15 protein-coding genes are annotated in these 15,018 nt (G+C 73.2%); 9 read left to right on the top strand and 6 right to left on the bottom strand.

The window, feature by feature from the left end; all coding sequences use genetic code 11:
• Positions 1 to 341 precede the first annotated feature (341 nt).
• The gene (gene dnaA / locus ACFVVL_RS19500; protein WP_380287946.1) at positions 342 to 2,168 is read right to left on the bottom strand and encodes a chromosomal replication initiator protein DnaA; all 1,827 of its coding nucleotides are present in this window, start codon (positions 2,166 to 2,168) and stop codon (positions 342 to 344) included.
• Between the two features lie 354 nt (positions 2,169 to 2,522).
• Between dnaA and rpmH the strand changes: the two genes are divergently transcribed.
• The 9 genes from rpmH to ACFVVL_RS19455 all read left to right on the top strand — a co-directional run bounded on the left by rpmH (position 2,523) and on the right by ACFVVL_RS19455 (position 9,403).
• Entirely contained in the window at positions 2,523 to 2,660 is a 138-nt protein-coding gene (gene rpmH, locus ACFVVL_RS19495; protein ID WP_030059672.1) for a 50S ribosomal protein L34, read from the top strand.
• A gap of 18 nt (positions 2,661 to 2,678) precedes the next feature.
• On the top strand, positions 2,679 to 3,107 hold the full coding sequence (gene rnpA, locus ACFVVL_RS19490; protein WP_380287944.1) for a ribonuclease P protein component: 429 nt from the start codon (positions 2,679 to 2,681) through the stop codon (positions 3,105 to 3,107).
• A complete protein-coding gene (gene yidD / locus ACFVVL_RS19485) occupies positions 3,104 to 3,475 on the top strand; it encodes a membrane protein insertion efficiency factor YidD (protein ID WP_387676772.1) in 372 nt (123 codons plus the stop codon). Before rnpA ends, yidD begins: the two co-directional genes overlap by 4 nt.
• Positions 3,472 to 4,686: a membrane protein insertase YidC gene (gene yidC / locus ACFVVL_RS19480; protein ID WP_380287940.1), complete on the top strand. Its 1,215-nt coding sequence runs from the start codon at positions 3,472 to 3,474 to the stop codon at positions 4,684 to 4,686. Before yidD ends, yidC begins: the two co-directional genes overlap by 4 nt.
• 85 nt (positions 4,687 to 4,771) lie before the next feature.
• Positions 4,772 to 5,302, top strand: coding sequence for a protein jag (locus tag ACFVVL_RS19475; RefSeq protein WP_380287938.1), 531 nt, complete (start codon positions 4,772 to 4,774; stop codon positions 5,300 to 5,302).
• 174 nt (positions 5,303 to 5,476) lie between these two features.
• Positions 5,477 to 6,319 carry a 16S rRNA (guanine(527)-N(7))-methyltransferase RsmG gene (gene rsmG, locus ACFVVL_RS19470; protein WP_380287936.1) on the top strand — a complete coding sequence of 281 codons (843 nt, stop codon included), beginning with the start codon at positions 5,477 to 5,479 and terminating at the stop codon, positions 6,317 to 6,319.
• A 291-nt stretch (positions 6,320 to 6,610) separates the two neighbouring features.
• Positions 6,611 to 7,585 (top strand): ParA family protein, encoded by a 975-nt coding sequence (locus ACFVVL_RS19465; protein WP_380287934.1) that lies wholly within the window; start codon positions 6,611 to 6,613, stop codon positions 7,583 to 7,585.
• Positions 7,582 to 8,661 carry a ParB/RepB/Spo0J family partition protein gene (locus tag ACFVVL_RS19460; RefSeq protein ID WP_380287932.1) on the top strand — a complete coding sequence of 360 codons (1,080 nt, stop codon included), beginning with the start codon at positions 7,582 to 7,584 and terminating at the stop codon, positions 8,659 to 8,661. Before ACFVVL_RS19465 ends, ACFVVL_RS19460 begins: the two co-directional genes overlap by 4 nt.
• A 124-nt stretch (positions 8,662 to 8,785) precedes the next feature.
• Positions 8,786 to 9,403 carry a GNAT family N-acetyltransferase gene (locus ACFVVL_RS19455; RefSeq protein WP_380287930.1) on the top strand — a complete coding sequence of 206 codons (618 nt, stop codon included), beginning with the start codon at positions 8,786 to 8,788 and terminating at the stop codon, positions 9,401 to 9,403.
• 75 nt (positions 9,404 to 9,478) lie between these two features.
• On the opposite strand, the gene trxA is transcribed toward ACFVVL_RS19455, so the two are convergent.
• The 5 genes from trxA to ACFVVL_RS19430 all read right to left on the bottom strand — a co-directional run bounded on the left by trxA (position 9,479) and on the right by ACFVVL_RS19430 (position 14,870).
• The gene (gene trxA / locus ACFVVL_RS19450; protein WP_376086399.1) at positions 9,479 to 9,805 is read right to left on the bottom strand and encodes a thioredoxin; all 327 of its coding nucleotides are present in this window, start codon (positions 9,803 to 9,805) and stop codon (positions 9,479 to 9,481) included.
• A gap of 137 nt (positions 9,806 to 9,942) precedes the next feature.
• On the bottom strand, positions 9,943 to 10,908 hold the full coding sequence (gene trxB / locus ACFVVL_RS19445; protein WP_380287927.1) for a thioredoxin-disulfide reductase: 966 nt from the start codon (positions 10,906 to 10,908) through the stop codon (positions 9,943 to 9,945).
• Between the two features lie 173 nt (positions 10,909 to 11,081).
• Positions 11,082 to 12,074: a zf-HC2 domain-containing protein gene (locus tag ACFVVL_RS19440; RefSeq protein ID WP_387676765.1), complete on the bottom strand. Its 993-nt coding sequence runs from the start codon at positions 12,072 to 12,074 to the stop codon at positions 11,082 to 11,084.
• On the bottom strand, positions 12,071 to 12,799 hold the full coding sequence (gene sigM / locus ACFVVL_RS19435) for an RNA polymerase sigma factor SigM (RefSeq protein ID WP_387676762.1): 729 nt from the start codon (positions 12,797 to 12,799) through the stop codon (positions 12,071 to 12,073). Before sigM ends, ACFVVL_RS19440 begins: the two co-directional genes overlap by 4 nt.
• 43 nt (positions 12,800 to 12,842) lie before the next feature.
• The gene (locus ACFVVL_RS19430) at positions 12,843 to 14,870 is read right to left on the bottom strand and encodes a serine/threonine protein kinase (RefSeq protein ID WP_387676759.1); all 2,028 of its coding nucleotides are present in this window, start codon (positions 14,868 to 14,870) and stop codon (positions 12,843 to 12,845) included.
• Between the last annotated feature and the right edge of the window lie 148 nt (positions 14,871 to 15,018).

The following is a 15,018-nucleotide window of genomic DNA, read 5'->3' as shown; positions in this document are numbered from 1 at the left end:
CCCTGTGGACAACGGTTGTGCACAAGTCCACAGGCACCTGACCTGCGCGGAAGAGCGTAGCGGCGGGCGCCCTGTGGAGGAATTCTGGATAACTCACGGCGCCCGGGCCTGTGGACGACGGAGAACCCGTCCGGCCTGTGGATTTCCGCCTCGCGCACCGGGGGTGTTCGAATCCCTGGTCAGATGTTCGGCGCGGGCTGTGGACTGGCGGAGCGTCCGTCACCCGCATCCCTGCCCCGGCGGACCGCCGTGCACACCTGTGGATATGCCGAAAGGGCGTCAGGATCGCTCCTGACGCCCTTTTCCGGCCACGCCGGGCCGGCCCCGCGGGGGCCGGCCCGCTAGCTCTTGATGCGGTTGGTCAGCTCGGTGACCTGGTTGTAGATCGAGCGCCGCTCGGCCATGAGTGACCGGATCTTGCGGTCGGCGTGCATCACCGTGGTGTGGTCGCGGCCGCCGAACTGCGCGCCGATCTTCGGCAGCGAGAGGTCGGTGAGCTCCCGGCAGAGGTACATGGCGATCTGACGCGCGGTCACCAGCACGCGGCTGCGCGAGGATCCGCAGAGGTCGTCCACCCCGAGCCCGAAGTAGGCGGCGGTCTGCTGCATGATCACCTGGGCGGTGATCTCCGGCCCGGCGTCCTCGTCGCCGCCCGGGATGAGGTCCTTGAGGACGATCCCGGCCAGCTCCAGGTCCACCGGGGCCCGGTTGAGGTTGGCGAAGGCGGTGACCCGGATCAGGGCCCCCTCCAGCTCCCGGATGTTCCGGGTGATCCGGGACGCGATGAACTCCAGCACGTCGGCGGGGGCGTTGAGTTGCTCCTGGATCGCCTTCTTGCGCAGGATCGCGATCCGGGTCTCCAGCTCCGGCGGGGTGACGTCGGTGATCAGTCCCCACTCGAAGCGGTTGCGCAGCCGGTCCTCCAGCGTGGTCAGCAGCTTGGGCGGCCGGTCGGAGGAGAGCACGATCTGCTTGTTGGCGTTGTGCAGGGTGTTGAAGGTGTGGAAGAACTCCTCCTGCGTGGACTCCTTGCTCGCCAGGAACTGCACGTCGTCCACGAGCAGGATGTCCATGTCCCGGTAGCGCTTGCGGAAGGTGTCCGCCTTGCCGTCCCGGATGGAGTTGATGAACTCGTTGGTGAACTCCTCGGAGGACACGTACCGCACCCGGGTGCCCGGGAAGAGGCTGCGCGAGTAGTGCCCGATGGCGTGCAGCAGGTGGGTCTTGCCCAGCCCGGACTCGCCGTAGATGAAGAGCGGGTTGTACGCCTTGGCCGGGGCCTCGGCGACCGCCACCGCCGCCGCGTGCGCGAAGCGGTTGCTCGCGCCGATGACGAAGGTGTCGAACAGGTACTTGGGGTTCAGCCTGGCGGCCGGCTCGTCCTTGCGGGAGCCGCCGGCCGGGGGCGCGCCGGGCGGGGCGGGCACGCCGGGGACCGCGGGGCGGTCGGTGGCGCGCTCCGCCGGGGCCTTGTCCGCGCCGCGGGCGGCGGCCGGGCGGGCCCCGGGGGAGCGGCGGCCGGAGGCGGTCCGCGGGTGCTCGCCCGGGCCCGGGCCGTAGGCGCCGCCGAAGAGGTCGCCCTGGGTGGTCGAGGGCGGCGCGGGGACGTGCCGCGGCGCGGGCCGGGGGGCCGGCTCCTCGGGCTCGCGGTAGGCCGGCGGCTGCTCCTGGTAGCCGGGCCAGGCCTGGGCGCCGCCCGCCGGGCCGCCGTACGGGGCGGGGTGCTGCTGGTAGCCGCCGTCGTCGTAGCGGGGCCGCTCGTAGCCCTGGTCGTAGCCCTGCTCGTAGTCCTGGTCGTAGGACTGCTGCGGGTAGCCCTGGCCGCCGTAGCCGCCGGCGTCCTGCTCGGACGGGTTCGGGTACGGCTCGGCGGGGGCCTGCGACGCGGGGGCGGTGGGCACGGCGTTGGCGTCGACCATCACGGCGATCCGCACCGGGCGGGCCAGCTCGCGGGAGAGCGCCTCGGTCAGCTGCGGCAGCAGCCGCCCTTCCAGCACCTGCTTGGCCCGCTCGTTGGGGGCCGCCAGCAGGGCGGTGTCGTGCATCATCCACATGGGCTGGGTGCGCTGCACCCACTGCTTGTCCATCTCCCCGATGTCCGGGTCGCCGACCAGCCGCTCGACGACCCTCGCCCAGACCGGGACGAGGTCGCTGTTGACATCAGCCACTGGTGCACGCTTTCCGATGAACAAACCAGACAAGTCCTGCAACGGTAGTCAGCGAACAGAGCCGGATCAAGTCGTTGTCCACAGGCTGTGGGTAAGCGGCCTCCGGACGGCTGGTTTGACCCTCGCGCCCCGTCCCGCGTACCGTAACCAGGTCGAGTTGTCGATGGCCGCTGCCGCATGTCCGCGGGTCCACCCGCTCCATAAGGCGCGCAGCACGGGCGCCGTGGATTGCCTCCAACCCCAGCCGAACTGGGGCGATGGGCCGGATTTCCGATACATGGGGAGATCACGCGGACGCACGGTGACGGCCAAGCGACTCCCCGTCATCCTACGATTCACCTCAGGAGCCCCCGAGTGAGCAAGCGCACCTTCCAGCCGAACAACCGTCGTCGCGCGAAGACCCACGGCTTCCGGCTGCGTATGCGTACCCGCGCCGGCCGCGCCATCCTGGCCGCCCGCCGTGGCAAGGGCCGCGCCAGCCTGTCCGCCTGATCCGCACCAGAGTCTGTTGTGCTGCCCTCCGAGAATCGGCTGCGGCGGCGCCAGGACTTCGCGACCGCGGTCAAACGCGGTCGCCGGGCCGGTAGGCCCCTGCTGGTCGTCCACCTCGCCAGAGAGGACGCCCCCGGGGGCCGCACCGACCGGACCAGCGACATCCGCCCGCACGTCGCCGAGGGGACTCCTTCGGCGCGTGCGGGTTTCGTCGTGAGCAAGGCCGTCGGCCCGGCGGTCACCCGCAACCTGGTCAAGCGCCGGTTGCGTCACCTCGTGCGTGATCGTCTGTCCCGGCTGCCCGCCGGTAGCCTGATAGTGGTGCGTGCGCTGCCCCCGGCCGCGTCCGCCTCGTACCAGGAACTCGAACGCGACCTGGACGCGGCGCTCAAACGGCTGCTCAAGGTCGAGCACGCCGCCTCGGCGCCGACGGGAGCAGGGCGATGAAGTACCTGCTGATGGGTCTGATCAGGGTGTACCAGTGGACCATCAGCCCACTGCTCGGTCCGGTGTGCCGTTACTACCCGTCCTGCTCGCACTACGGTTTCGAGGCCGTGAAGACGCACGGGGCGGTGAAGGGCGGCGCCCTGACCGTGTGGCGCATCCTGCGCTGCAATCCGTGGACTCCCGGCGGGGTCGATCATGTCCCGCCGCGCAAGCATCCGGTGTGGCACCGCCGGCTGCGGGACCGGCTGAACGGCCGGGCCGCCGCCGAACAGCCGGTGATCACGCCCCCCGCCGGTCCGGACCCAGAGGGCCCGGCGACCATTGGCCCCATGGGGCCAATCCCAATGTCCAAGGAGCCTGACCGGTGACGTTCTCCTTCCTCAACCCCCTGTACACAGCGGTGTCCTGGATCATCGTCCAGTTCCACTCGCTGTACAGCCACGTCTTCGACCCGGATGGTGGCTGGGCCTGGGGTCTGGCCATCGCCTCGATGGTGGTCGTCATCCGGATCTGCCTGATCCCGCTCTTCGTGAAGCAGATCAAGGCGACCCGGGCCATGCAGGCGATCCAGCCGAAGATGAAGGCCATCCAGGAGCGGTACAAGAACGACCGCCAGCGCCAGTCCGAAGAGATGATGAAGCTGTACAAGGAGGCGGGTACCAACCCGTTCTCCAGCTGCCTTCCCATCCTCGTGCAGGCGCCGTTCTTCACCGCGCTCTACGGCGTGCTGGCCTCGGTCGCCAAGGGCAAGGCCATCGGCGTGATCGACGGCGACCTGCTGGTGAGCGCCGGCAAGGCGCACATCTTCGGTGCCCCGCTCTCGGCCACCTTCGTGGGCAGCAGCGAGGTCAGCGTCAAGATCGTCGTCGCAGTGATGATCATCCTGATGTCGGCGTCGCAGTTCGTCACCCAGCGCCAGCTGATGACCAAGAACGTCGACCTCACGGTGAAGACGCCGTTCATGCAGCAGCAGAAGATGCTGATGTACGTCTTCCCGATCATGTTCGCCGTGATGGGCATCAACTTCCCGGTCGGTGTCCTGGTCTACTGGCTGACCACCAACGTCTGGTCGATGGGCCAGCAGCTGATCGTCATCCGCAACAACCCGACACCGGGCAGCAAGGCCTGGGACGAGCGTCAGGCCCGCCTGAAGAAGGCCGGCCGGCTGAACCCGGACGGCTCGGTCATCAAGGGCCCGCTCTTCGGCCTGCTCCCCGCGAAGAAGTCCGCCGTCACCGCCGAGGCCGTGGTCGAGGAGTCGGTGCAGGTGCGCCGGCAGCAGCCGCGGAAGCAGACGAAGTCGCAGCGCCAGCACACCGGCGGCCAGACCACCAGCCTGACCAAGGACGCCCCGGACGAGCAGCCCGCCGACGCCGCCCCGGCGGACTCCGCGGGCACCGGGACCTCCGGCACCGGCACCTCCGGCGGCACCTCCGGCACCGGTGCGGCCGGTGCCACGGGTGCGGCCAAGCAGACCGCGGCGCGCCCGGCCGGTGCCAAGTCGGGCCCGGCCCGTCAGCAGGGCGGTGGCCGGCAGCAGCCCAAGCGCGGCGGCGGTCAGCGGCCGAAGAAGAAGTGACCGGTCCGCACCGGACCGCTCCCACGGCCCCCTGAACCTCGTTACCGGCCCACCACCCGGGCCCCATCTCCGAAGGAGTCCATCAGTGACGGAAGGCACCACCTCCGCCGTCGAGGCCGAGGCCGCCGACAGCGCCGACGAGAGCCTCGTCGCCCGCCTGGAGCAGGAGGGCGACATCGCGGCGGACTACCTGGAGGGTCTGCTCGACATCGCCGACCTCGACGGTGACATCGACATGGACGTCGAGGGCGACCGCGCCCTGGTCTCCATCGTCAGCGACGGCAACGACCGCTCCCTGCAGCGGCTGGTCGGCCAGGACGGCGAGGTGCTGGAGGCGCTGCAGGAGCTGACCCGGTTGGCCGTCCACCGGGAGACCGGCGAGCGCAGCCGCCTCATGCTGGACATCGCCGGCTTCCGGGCCCGCAAGCGCTCGGAGCTGGCGACCCTCGGGGCCGAGGCCGCCGACCAGGTGAAGAGCTCGGGGGAGCAGGTCAAGCTGCGCCCGATGACCCCGTTCGAGCGCAAGGTCGTCCACGACGCGGTGGCCGCGGCCGGTCTGCGCAGTGAGTCGGAGGGCGAGGAGCCCCAGCGGTGCGTGGTCGTGCTCCCGGCCTGACGGCAGGGTGACCGCCGGCGGCTTTGGCGGTCGGTATGCGACACGAGGACCCGACCCCGTCCGCCCCGCGCGGACGGGGTCGTCGTCCCTTCGCGGGCGGTGGCCCGGCGAGAGATGTTTCACGTGAAACGGTGCAGGAGCGGGTCGGTGGATCCGGGGAGCGGAGAGTTCGAGATGGACACGGAGAGCGCGCCTGCCGGCGGGCCGGAGACGGGCGCCGGGGGTCCGGGTGCCGAGGGCGCGGCCGTCGGCGGGCGTCCGGCGGTCGAGCCGCCGCCCGCACCGCCGGCCGTGGCCCGGGAGGTCTTCGGCGAGCGGTTCGACGCCGCGGTCCGCTACACCGAGCTGCTGGCCACCTCGGGGGTGACCCGGGGGCTGATCGGGCCGCGCGAGGTGCCCCGGCTCTGGGACCGCCACGTGCTGAACTGCGCCGTCCTCGCCGAGCTGCTGCCGGGCGGGACGACGCTCTGCGACGTCGGCTCCGGCGCCGGTCTGCCCGGCATCCCGGTGGCGCTGGCGAGGCCGGACGTCTCGGTGACGCTGCTGGAGCCGCTGCTGCGGCGCACCACCTTCCTGGAGGAGGTGGTCCGCGAGCTGGGGCTGGAGAACGTCACCGTGCTCCGCGGCCGGGCCGAGGAGATGGTCGGCAAGCTGGCGGTGGACGTGGTGACCGCGCGGGCGGTGGCCCCGATGGAGCGGCTGGCCGGCTGGGGGCTGCCGCTGCTGCGGCCGCACGGCCAGATGCTGGCGCTCAAGGGCGACAGCGCGGAGCAGGAGCTGGCCGACTCCCGGGCCGGGCTGGCGAAGCTCGGTGCGGTGGAGTGGTCGGTGATCGCGGTCGGCGAGGGCACCCTGGAGACCTCGACCCGGGTGGTCCAGGTCAAGGTGGGGGAGAGCCCGGGCGGTGTGAAGGCGGCGACCCGCCGGGCCAGGGCCGCGGCCAAGGCCGGCCGGGCCGGTGGCGGCCCCGTGCGCGGGGGCGACCGGGGCCGCAGCCCCCGGCGGCGCGGCCGCTGAGCCGGACGTGACGACCGCCACGGGCGGGGAGGTCCTCGGGACCTCCCCGCCCGTTCGTTCCGGCACCGGCGCGGTCCTCCGGCCCGGGGTGGTGGTGGGTTCTCCCGCATCCGGGTGACGGGGGGAAGGCCGAGAGGTCGACATCGGACCACCGGAGTGTCGCATCGTCAGAATTCCGACATTGCGGGCATGGTGTTTCACGTGAAACGTCGCTCTCTCCTCTCGGGAATCCTCTCGCGCAGCCGGGCGGCGACTGTTGCCGCTCCGGTTTCACGTGAAACACTGAGCCCCATGCAGGACTCGGAGACCATCGACCAGATCGATGACACGCCCATCGCGCGTGCTGCCCAGGCTGCGGTCCAGGCCATCGGCCGAGCGGGCGAAGGACTTCCCCGCCCCGCTGCCACCCGGGTGATGGTGGTGGCCAACCAGAAGGGCGGGGTGGGCAAGACCACCACCACCGTCAACCTCGCCGCCTCGCTCGCCATGCACGGCCTGCGCGTCCTGGTGATCGACCTCGACCCGCAGGGCAACGCCTCGACCGCGCTCGGCATCGACCACCACGCCGAGGTGCCGTCGATCTACGACGTCCTGGTGGAGGGCAAGCCGCTGGCCGACGTGGTGCAGCCGGTGGTCGAGGTCGAGGGGCTGTTCTGCGTCCCCGCCACCATCGACCTGGCGGGCGCCGAGATCGAGCTGGTGTCGCTGGTGGCCCGGGAGAGCCGGCTGCAGCGGGCCATCGCCGCCTACGAGCAGCCGCTGGACTACATCCTGATCGACTGTCCGCCCTCGCTGGGCCTGCTGACGGTCAACGCCCTGGTCGCCGGCCAGGAGGTGCTGATCCCGATCCAGTGCGAGTACTACGCGCTGGAGGGCCTCGGCCAGCTGCTGCGCAACGTCGAGCTGGTCCGGGCGCACCTCAACCCGGTGCTGCACGTCTCCACCATCCTGCTCACCATGTACGACGCCCGGACCAGGCTGGCCGCCCAGGTGGCGGAGGAGGTCCGGACGCACTTCCACCAGGAGGTGCTGAGCACCGCGATCCCGCGTTCGGTCCGCATCTCGGAGGCGCCCAGCTACGGTCAGACGGTGCTCACCTACGACCCGGGCTCCACCGGTGCGCTCTCCTACCTGGAGGCCGCCCGGGAGCTGGCGCTGCGGGCGGTGTCCGCGGGGGCCGGCGGCTCGTTGGTGGGGCAGCAGCGGGACGGTTCGGGGCAGGGCGCCCCGGGAGCACAGCACGGTACGACGGAGGGCAATCGGTGAGTGGTCGCAGGGGTCTGGGACGAGGGCTGGGGGCGCTGATCGGCCCCGCCGCCCCGGCGGGCGGTGGAGCCGGGACCGGCGCCGCGGCGCAGCCGGCGGCGGCCCCGGTGGCCTCGCCCGGAGCGGTCTCGCCGACCGCGGTGCCGGTGCTGCCGTCCGGCCGGGGGACGCTGGCGGCCAAGGCAGCCGCGGAGAGCCTGCGGGAGCAGGCCGCCGAGGCGGAGCTCGCGCGGGTGGCCGGCGCCTACTTCGCCGAGCTGCCGCTGGACGCGATCACCCCGAACCCGCGCCAGCCGCGCGAGGTGTTCGACGAGGACAAGCTGGCCGAGCTGGTCGCCTCGATCAAGGAGGTGGGCCTGCTCCAGCCGGTGGTGGTGCGCCAGGCGGCGCCGGGACGCTTCGAGCTCATCATGGGCGAGCGGCGCTGGCGGGCCTCCCGGGAGGCCGGGCTGGAGCAGATCCCGGCGATCGTCCGGGCCACCGAGGACGACAAGCTGCTGCTGGACGCCCTGCTGGAGAACCTGCACCGGGCCGAGCTCAACCCGCTGGAGGAGGCGGCCGCCTACGACCAGCTGCTGCGGGACTTCTCCTGCACCCATGACGAGCTGGCGGACCGGATCGGGCGCTCGCGCTCGCACGTGTCCAACACCCTGCGGCTGCTGAAGCTGTCGCCGGCGGTGCAGCGGCGGGTGGCCGCAGGGGTGCTGACGGCCGGCCACGCCCGGGCCCTGCTCGGTGCTCCGGACGTCGAGCGGCAGGAGGAGCTGGCCAAGCGGATCGTCACGGAGGGGCTCTCGGTGCGGACCACCGAGGAGATCGTCGCGCTGATGGAGCGCGAGGAGAAGCCCAGGCGGCCCTCGCCCAAGGCGGGCAAGATCCTGTCGCCGGCCTTCAACGACCTGGCGAGCCGGCTCTCCGACCGCTTCGAGACCCGGGTCAAGGTCGAGGTCTCGCAGCGGGGCGGCAAGCTCGGCAAGGGCAAGGTGGTCCTGGAGTTCGGCTCGGTGGAGGACCTCAACCGGATCCTGGACAGCATGGCGCCCGGCGACGACGGGCTGCGGCTGTCGCAGGGCTGAGGCCGGTCGACCGTGCGGTGGAGACGGGTGCATGTTCCGCGTGAGCGCTGTTTCACGTGAAACATGCACCCGTCGGCGTTCGGGGGGAATGCTCGACTGTGGAGTGGACGAGGAGGTGCGGGGCATGGGACGCCGGATCGTTCCGCTGACGCTGGACAACCTCGCGGACCTGCCGTCGACCTGCCGTTCCTGCGTGTTCTGGGAGCTGGACCCGGTCAGCGGCCGGGCGGCGGTCGAGTCCGGCAAGCCCGAGCTGGAGAAGGAGGGGTGGATCTCCGCGGTGCTGCTGGAGTGGGGCTCCTGCGGCCGGGTGGTCTACGTGGACGACCGGCCGGCCGGCTTCGTGCTCTACGCCCCGCCCGCGTACGTGCCGCGGGCGCAGTCCTTCCCGACCAGTCCGGTCTCCTCGGACGCGGTCCAGCTGATGGTCAGCCGGGTGCTGCCGGGCTTCCAGCGGCAGGGGATCGGGCGGGTGCTGGTGCAGACGGTGGCCAAGGACCTCCTGGGGCGGGGGTTCCGGGCGATCGAGGCGTTCGGGTCGGTGGCCCGGCAGCCGGTCAGCTGTGTGCTGCCGGCCGAGCACCTGCTGGCGGTCGGCTTCAAGACGGTCCGTCCGCACCACCGCTACCCGCGGCTGCGGCTGGAGGCGCGGACCACCCTCTCCTGGCGGGGGGACGTCGAAGGGGCGCTGGAGCGGCTGCTGGGCGGCGGGCGGAAGGAACCGGCGCTGCGGCCGTTCTGAACGCGGCCGGCAACGCCACGAGGGCGGGACTCCCCACCGGGAGTCCCGCCCTCGTGGCGTTGCGGGGGAGCCGCCTCAGATCAGGCCGTCCAGCTCGCGCAGCAGCGCGGCCTTCGGACGGGCACCGGTGATCTGCTTCACCGGCTCGCCGTTCTTGAAGAGGATCAGGGTCGGGATGGAGATGACGTTGTACGCCGCGGCGGTCTGCTGGTTGGCGTCGACGTCGAGCTTGGCGATGGTGAGCTTGTCGCTCTCGTCGGCCGCGATCTCCTCCAGGACCGGGGCCACCTGGCGGCACGGGCCGCACCATTCGGCCCAGAAGTCGACGAGGACGGGCTTGTCGCTCTTGATGACGTCGGCATCGAACGTCGCGTCGGTCACGGTGGTGGTGGCGCCGGCCACGATCACTCCTAAGGGGTCAAGCGGGAGGGGGGCTCTGCCAGGTCTACAACACCGCGCGGGGCGGTTCTGTTTCGGCCCGGCGGGGGTGGGCGTGTTTCACGTGGAACACGCCCACCCGGACGGTGGGGTCGGTGGGGTCAGACCGCGACGGTGGCGGCCTGGGCCTCCAGGTCGGCCAGCGAGGCCAGGTAGCGCTCGGCGTCCAGGGCGGCGGAGCAGCCGGTGCCGGAGGCGGTGATGGCCTGGCGGTAGGTGTGGTCGACGACGTCGCCGGCGGCGAAGACACCCGGGATGTTGGTGCGGGTGGAGGGCGCCTCGACCTTGAGGTAGCCCTCGGCGTCGAGCTCCAGCTGGCCCTTGAAGAGCTCGGTGCGCGGGTCGTGGCCGATGGCGATGAACAGGCCGGTGACCGGGAGCTCACGGGTCTCGCCGGTGGTGGTGTCGCGCAGGGTGACGCCGGACAGCTTGGGGTCGCCGTGGATGGCCTCGACCGCGCTGTCCCACTCGAAGCTGATCTTCTCGTCGGCGAAGGCGCGCTCCTGCATCGCCTTGGAGGCGCGCAGGGTGTCCCGGCGGTGGATGACCTTGACGCTGCGGGCGAAGCGGGACAGGAAGGTCGCCTCCTCCAGGGCGGTGTCACCGCCGCCGACCACCGCGATGTCCTGGTCGCGGAAGAAGAAGCCGTCGCAGGTCGCGCACCAGGAGACGCCGCGGCCGGACAGCTTGTCCTCGTTGGGAAGGCCCAGCTTGCGGTGCTGGGAGCCGGTGGTGACGATCACGGCGCGGGCCTTGTGGACGTTGCCCTCGGAGTCGGTGACGGTCTTGACGTCGCCCGTGAGGTCGACGGCGACGATGTCGTCCGGGACCAGCTCGGCGCCGAAGCGCTCGGCCTGCGCCCGCATGTTGTCCATCAGCTCGGGGCCCATGATGCCGTCCCGGAAGCCCGGGAAGTTCTCGACCTCGGTGGTGTTCATCAGCGCACCACCGGCGGTGACGGCTCCCTCGAAGACCAGCGGCTTGAGGGAGGCACGGGCCGTGTAGAGCGCAGCCGTGTAGCCGGCCGGGCCGGAACCGATGATGATCACGTTACGGACGTCGCTCACTGCATCTCCTGGTTCGCATCGCGACCCGCGTTTGCTGCGGGGAGGGCGGTCCTGCTCCGCCGCCCGGGACAACGACTGACCAGTGTCTCGCATTCCCAGGAGGATCAGTACCAGGCGCCCGGACTCTGGGAGTGTCGCGCGGTCGGTGGCATGGATCGCACGGGAACCACCGGTCAGCCGGCCGGGATCGTGCGGTGGAGCAGGATGGCGCAGCCGGGGGAGCGGAGGTAGACGTCGAGCTGGTCGGGGCGGCCGGGCAGGGCGTAGACGAGCAGTTCGGCGGGGGCCCCGGCGTAGCTGCCGAGGTCGCCGGCCAGCGGGGCGGCGGTGCTGGGCGGCGGGCAGGCCGGGGCGGAGCGGCCGCCGGTCAGGCCCTGGCCGCCCTCGGCGGGCGGGACGGCGGTCGCCCCGGAGCCGTCCGAGGGGGCGGCGCCGTCGCCGGTGGAGGGCCCGACGGGTCGCTCGGGCCGGGTGGGGGCGGTACCGGCGAGCAGCTCCCGGACCTGGGCGGCGAGCTGCTCCTCCCGGTAGACGGTGGCGCCGGGGCCGTGGTCGGCCTTGCCGTCGGCGGTGGAGCCCTGTGAGGTTCCCGGGGCCGCGGAGGCGGCTGCGGGGGCGTTGGCGGGGGCGTCGGCGGCGACGCCGAGGCCCTGCCGCTCGGGGGCGGAGGGCCGTGCGAGGAGGACGCCGCCGAGGCCGACGGCGAGCAGCGCGGCGGCCGAGCCGAGCAGCAGGGCCCGGCGGCGGCGGGGCCGGGCGGCCCGGCCCGGTCCGGTGGCGGCGGCGGGCCGGGCCGGCGGAGCGGCCGGCGCGGGGACCGGCCGGGGGGACGGCGCGGGGACCGACGGCGCGGGGACGGACGGGGAGGGGACCGACGGGGAAGCAGCCGGAGCGGGCGCCGGGGCGTCCTCGGCCGCCGCCGCGAGGGCGGCGTCGATCCGGGCGGCGACGTCGGCCGGCATGGCCGCCGGTCCGGCCCCGGCGAGCAGCAGCCGCACCTCGGCGAGGGCGTCGGCGGTCTCCCGGCACTCGGCGCAGCCGCTCAGGTGCCGGCGCAGTGCGTCGGCCTCGTCCGTCGGCAGCAGGTCCTCGGCGAGGTCGGCCAGCTCGTCGGCTCCGGGATGCGCGCCCGCGGTGGGGTCGGGGGAGGAGAGGGGCGTCGTCATCGCGTGCTCGCGTCTCCTTCCAGAATCGGCCGGGCTGGATCCGGGGCTGTCCCTGTGACGGTACGGGGCCCCGGTGGGTTCCCCGACGGGCGGTGGGCTCCGGGGGCGGGCGGTGTTTCACGTGAAACACCGCCCGCCGCGGGGGCCTCCTCGCGCAGGTGCCGGACGAGCGGCAGCAGCCGGGCGCGGCCCCGGGCGCAGCGGCTCTTCACCGTGCCGACCGGCACCCCCAGCAGCTCGGCGGCCTCGGCGACGGGGTAGCCCTGCATGTCGACCAGGACCAGCGCCGCCCGCTGCTCGGCGGGCAGCTCGGCGAGCGCGGCGGCCAGCTCGCGGTGCACCTCGGCGCGGACCACCGGGGAGTCGGCCGGCTCGGCGGAGCCCAGCAGGGCGTCCAGCCGCTGCGGGTCCTCGTCGAGCGGTTTGGTGCGCCGGGTGGCGGTGCGCCGGGCGCGGTCCAGGCAGGCGTTGACCACGATCCGGTGCAGCCAGGTGGTGACGGCCGCGCGGCCCTGGAAGGTGTGGGCGGAGCGGAAGGCGGAGACCAGGGCGTCCTGGAGGGCGTCGGCGGCCTCCTCGCGGTCGCCGAGGGTCCGCAGGGCGACCGCCCAGAGCCGGTCGCGGTGGCGGTTCACCAGCCGGCCGAAGGCCTCCCGGTCGCCCGCGACGTGCCGGGCGAGGAGCGCCGCGTCGTCGTCGCCGCGCTGCGGTCCGTCCTCCGCCACGTCCACCCCTCGCCGTCCGCGCCCCGCCGCCGCAGCCCGCCGGTCAGCCGAAGACCTTCACGTCGGCGATGTGGCCCTGGTACTGCCCCGCGTACTGCATGCCGTCCGGATTCTTGGTCAGGCTGGTCAGCCAGATCAAGAGGTAGCGGGTGGTCACCGGGCTGTCCAGCTTGTAGGAGAGGGCCGTGCCGGACTCCTTGCCGATGACGTTGTAGTCCTTCGGCTTGGCGGCCGGAGGGTTGCCGACGCCCTTCGCGGGCATCCGCAGCTCGGCCGTGGCGGGGGTGCCGAGCTTGAGGTTGACGCTGGAGACCGACTGCACCGAGCCGAGGTCGAGCAGCAGGCCGGTGCCCTCCTTGGTCTTCGGACCGAAGGGGTCGACGTACCAGCTGGTGGTCCACTCGCTGTTCGGGTCGCCGTCGGTGGCCTTGTCCAGGGCGGACGTGCCCTCCGGTCCGCCGCCCAGCGGGTTGTAGGAGATCGCCTGCGCGACCGGGATCGCCACCGGGTCGTGGGTGGCCGCATGGGCGGTCGGGGTGGCGCTGGTGCTGCTCGGCTGGGGGGCCGCGATGGCGGTGCTCTCCGGGCGCAGGTAGTCGACCAGCTGCCAGGAGGCCGCGCCGATGGCGCCCAGGGCGACCGTCCAGGCGGTCACCTTGACCACCCGGCGCAGCCGCCGTCCGGCACGTCGCACCGGGGCCGTCACGGGGGTGGGGCCGGTGCCGGGGGCGGCGACCACCCGGGTCGGGTTGGGCGCGGTCGGCAGGGCGTGGGTGTTGTGGCGCGGCGGGTTGGTGAAGACCGGCAGCTCGGGCTCGGGCTGGCGGATGCGCGGCATCAGGGCGATCGCCCGGGCGAGTGCCTCGGGGGTGGTGATCGGCTCGGCGTGGTGCGGCGGGTGGTCGAACAGCGCCCGGGCGGCCAGTTCGGACAGGCCCTTGTGGACCCCGGCGCGGACCTGGTCGGGGGCCACCTCGCCGAGGTTCCTGGGCAGGCCCTTGAGGTCGTAGCGGTCCTCGGGGAAGGGCCAGCGGTGGGTGAGCGCGGCGAACAGCAGGGCGCCGATGGCCCGGGTGTCGGTGCGCTCGGCGTCCTCGTCGGTGCCCTCGGCGGGCAGTCCGCGCAGGGCGGCGTCCACCGCGATGCCGTTGATCCGGTACTGCCCGCTGTCGGTGCGCAGCACGCAGCGCGGGGTGAGCCGCAGATGGGCCTGGTCGCGCCGGTGGGCGGCGGCCACCGCGTCGGTGACCTGACGGACCATCTGGTACGCCTCGTGGGGCTCCATCGGGCCGTCGGCGAGCAGCTTGGCGAGGTCGGAGGCGTGCGGCAGCCACTCCCGCACGACGTAGACCAGCTCGCCCTCCTGGACGGCGTCCAGGACCTGCACGAAGCGCGGGTCGCCGAGCAGGGCGGCCGACTTGGCGGCGGCCAGCACCTTGCGGGCGCGCTGGTGGCCGGCGGCCATCAGGTGCACGCCGACGGCGCGGCGCAGCTTCTCGTCGACCGCGCGCCAGCTGCTGAAGGTCTCGCTGGAGGAGATGCACTCCTCCAGCCGGTAGCGGTGGCCGATCAGGTCGCCGCTGTGCCGCAGCGGGGCGGGCAGGGTCTGCGGCAGGGTGGCGGTGTCCCGGGGGTCGTGGGTGGGCTGCGGGTCCCGGGGCGGGCGCTTGGCGGCGGGGCGGTCGGCGGCGGGCGCCGCGGCGGCCCGGCGGGCGGCGTCGCCGGCGGCCAGTTCGGCGGCGATCTCGGAGGCGGACAGCGGGGCGGTGATCTCCGAGGTCTCCTCGCTCCCGGCCGGGGCGACGGCCTCGTCGTCGGCGTCCTCGCCGTCGTCGCCGTCCTCGGTGGTCCCGCCGTCCTCGGCGGTCTCGGCGCCCGCGCCGTCCGCGTGGTCCCGGCCGGCCCCGGCGTCGTCGGCGCCGTCCCCGTCGGGGCGGGCGTCCTTCCCGGTGGCCGCGCCGGCCCGCGCCGTGCCGTCGGCGAGTTCGTCGATCGCCGCGGCCAGCGCGGCCTCGTCCGCCGCTCCGTCAGCTGCTGACGTGTCGACGACCGCCTTGGTGCCATCAGCCACCGTGGTCCAGCCTCCCCTTGTGTCGCCCCGGGCCTGAGAGAGAGTCGTTGGAGCGCTTCGGCCGGTGGCCCCGGTGCTCCAGGACAATTGTGCCCACTGTTCTCCACCGGGTACGACCGCCGAAAGGTCCGAGCGGTTGCCTGATGGT

This window comes from Kitasatospora sp. NPDC058115 (assembly GCF_042884635.1).
Classification (GTDB): Bacteria; Actinomycetota; Actinomycetes; order Streptomycetales; family Streptomycetaceae; genus Kitasatospora.
Note: the sequence above shows the minus strand (reverse complement) of the source record. Positions and strands in the feature narration are given on the sequence as shown.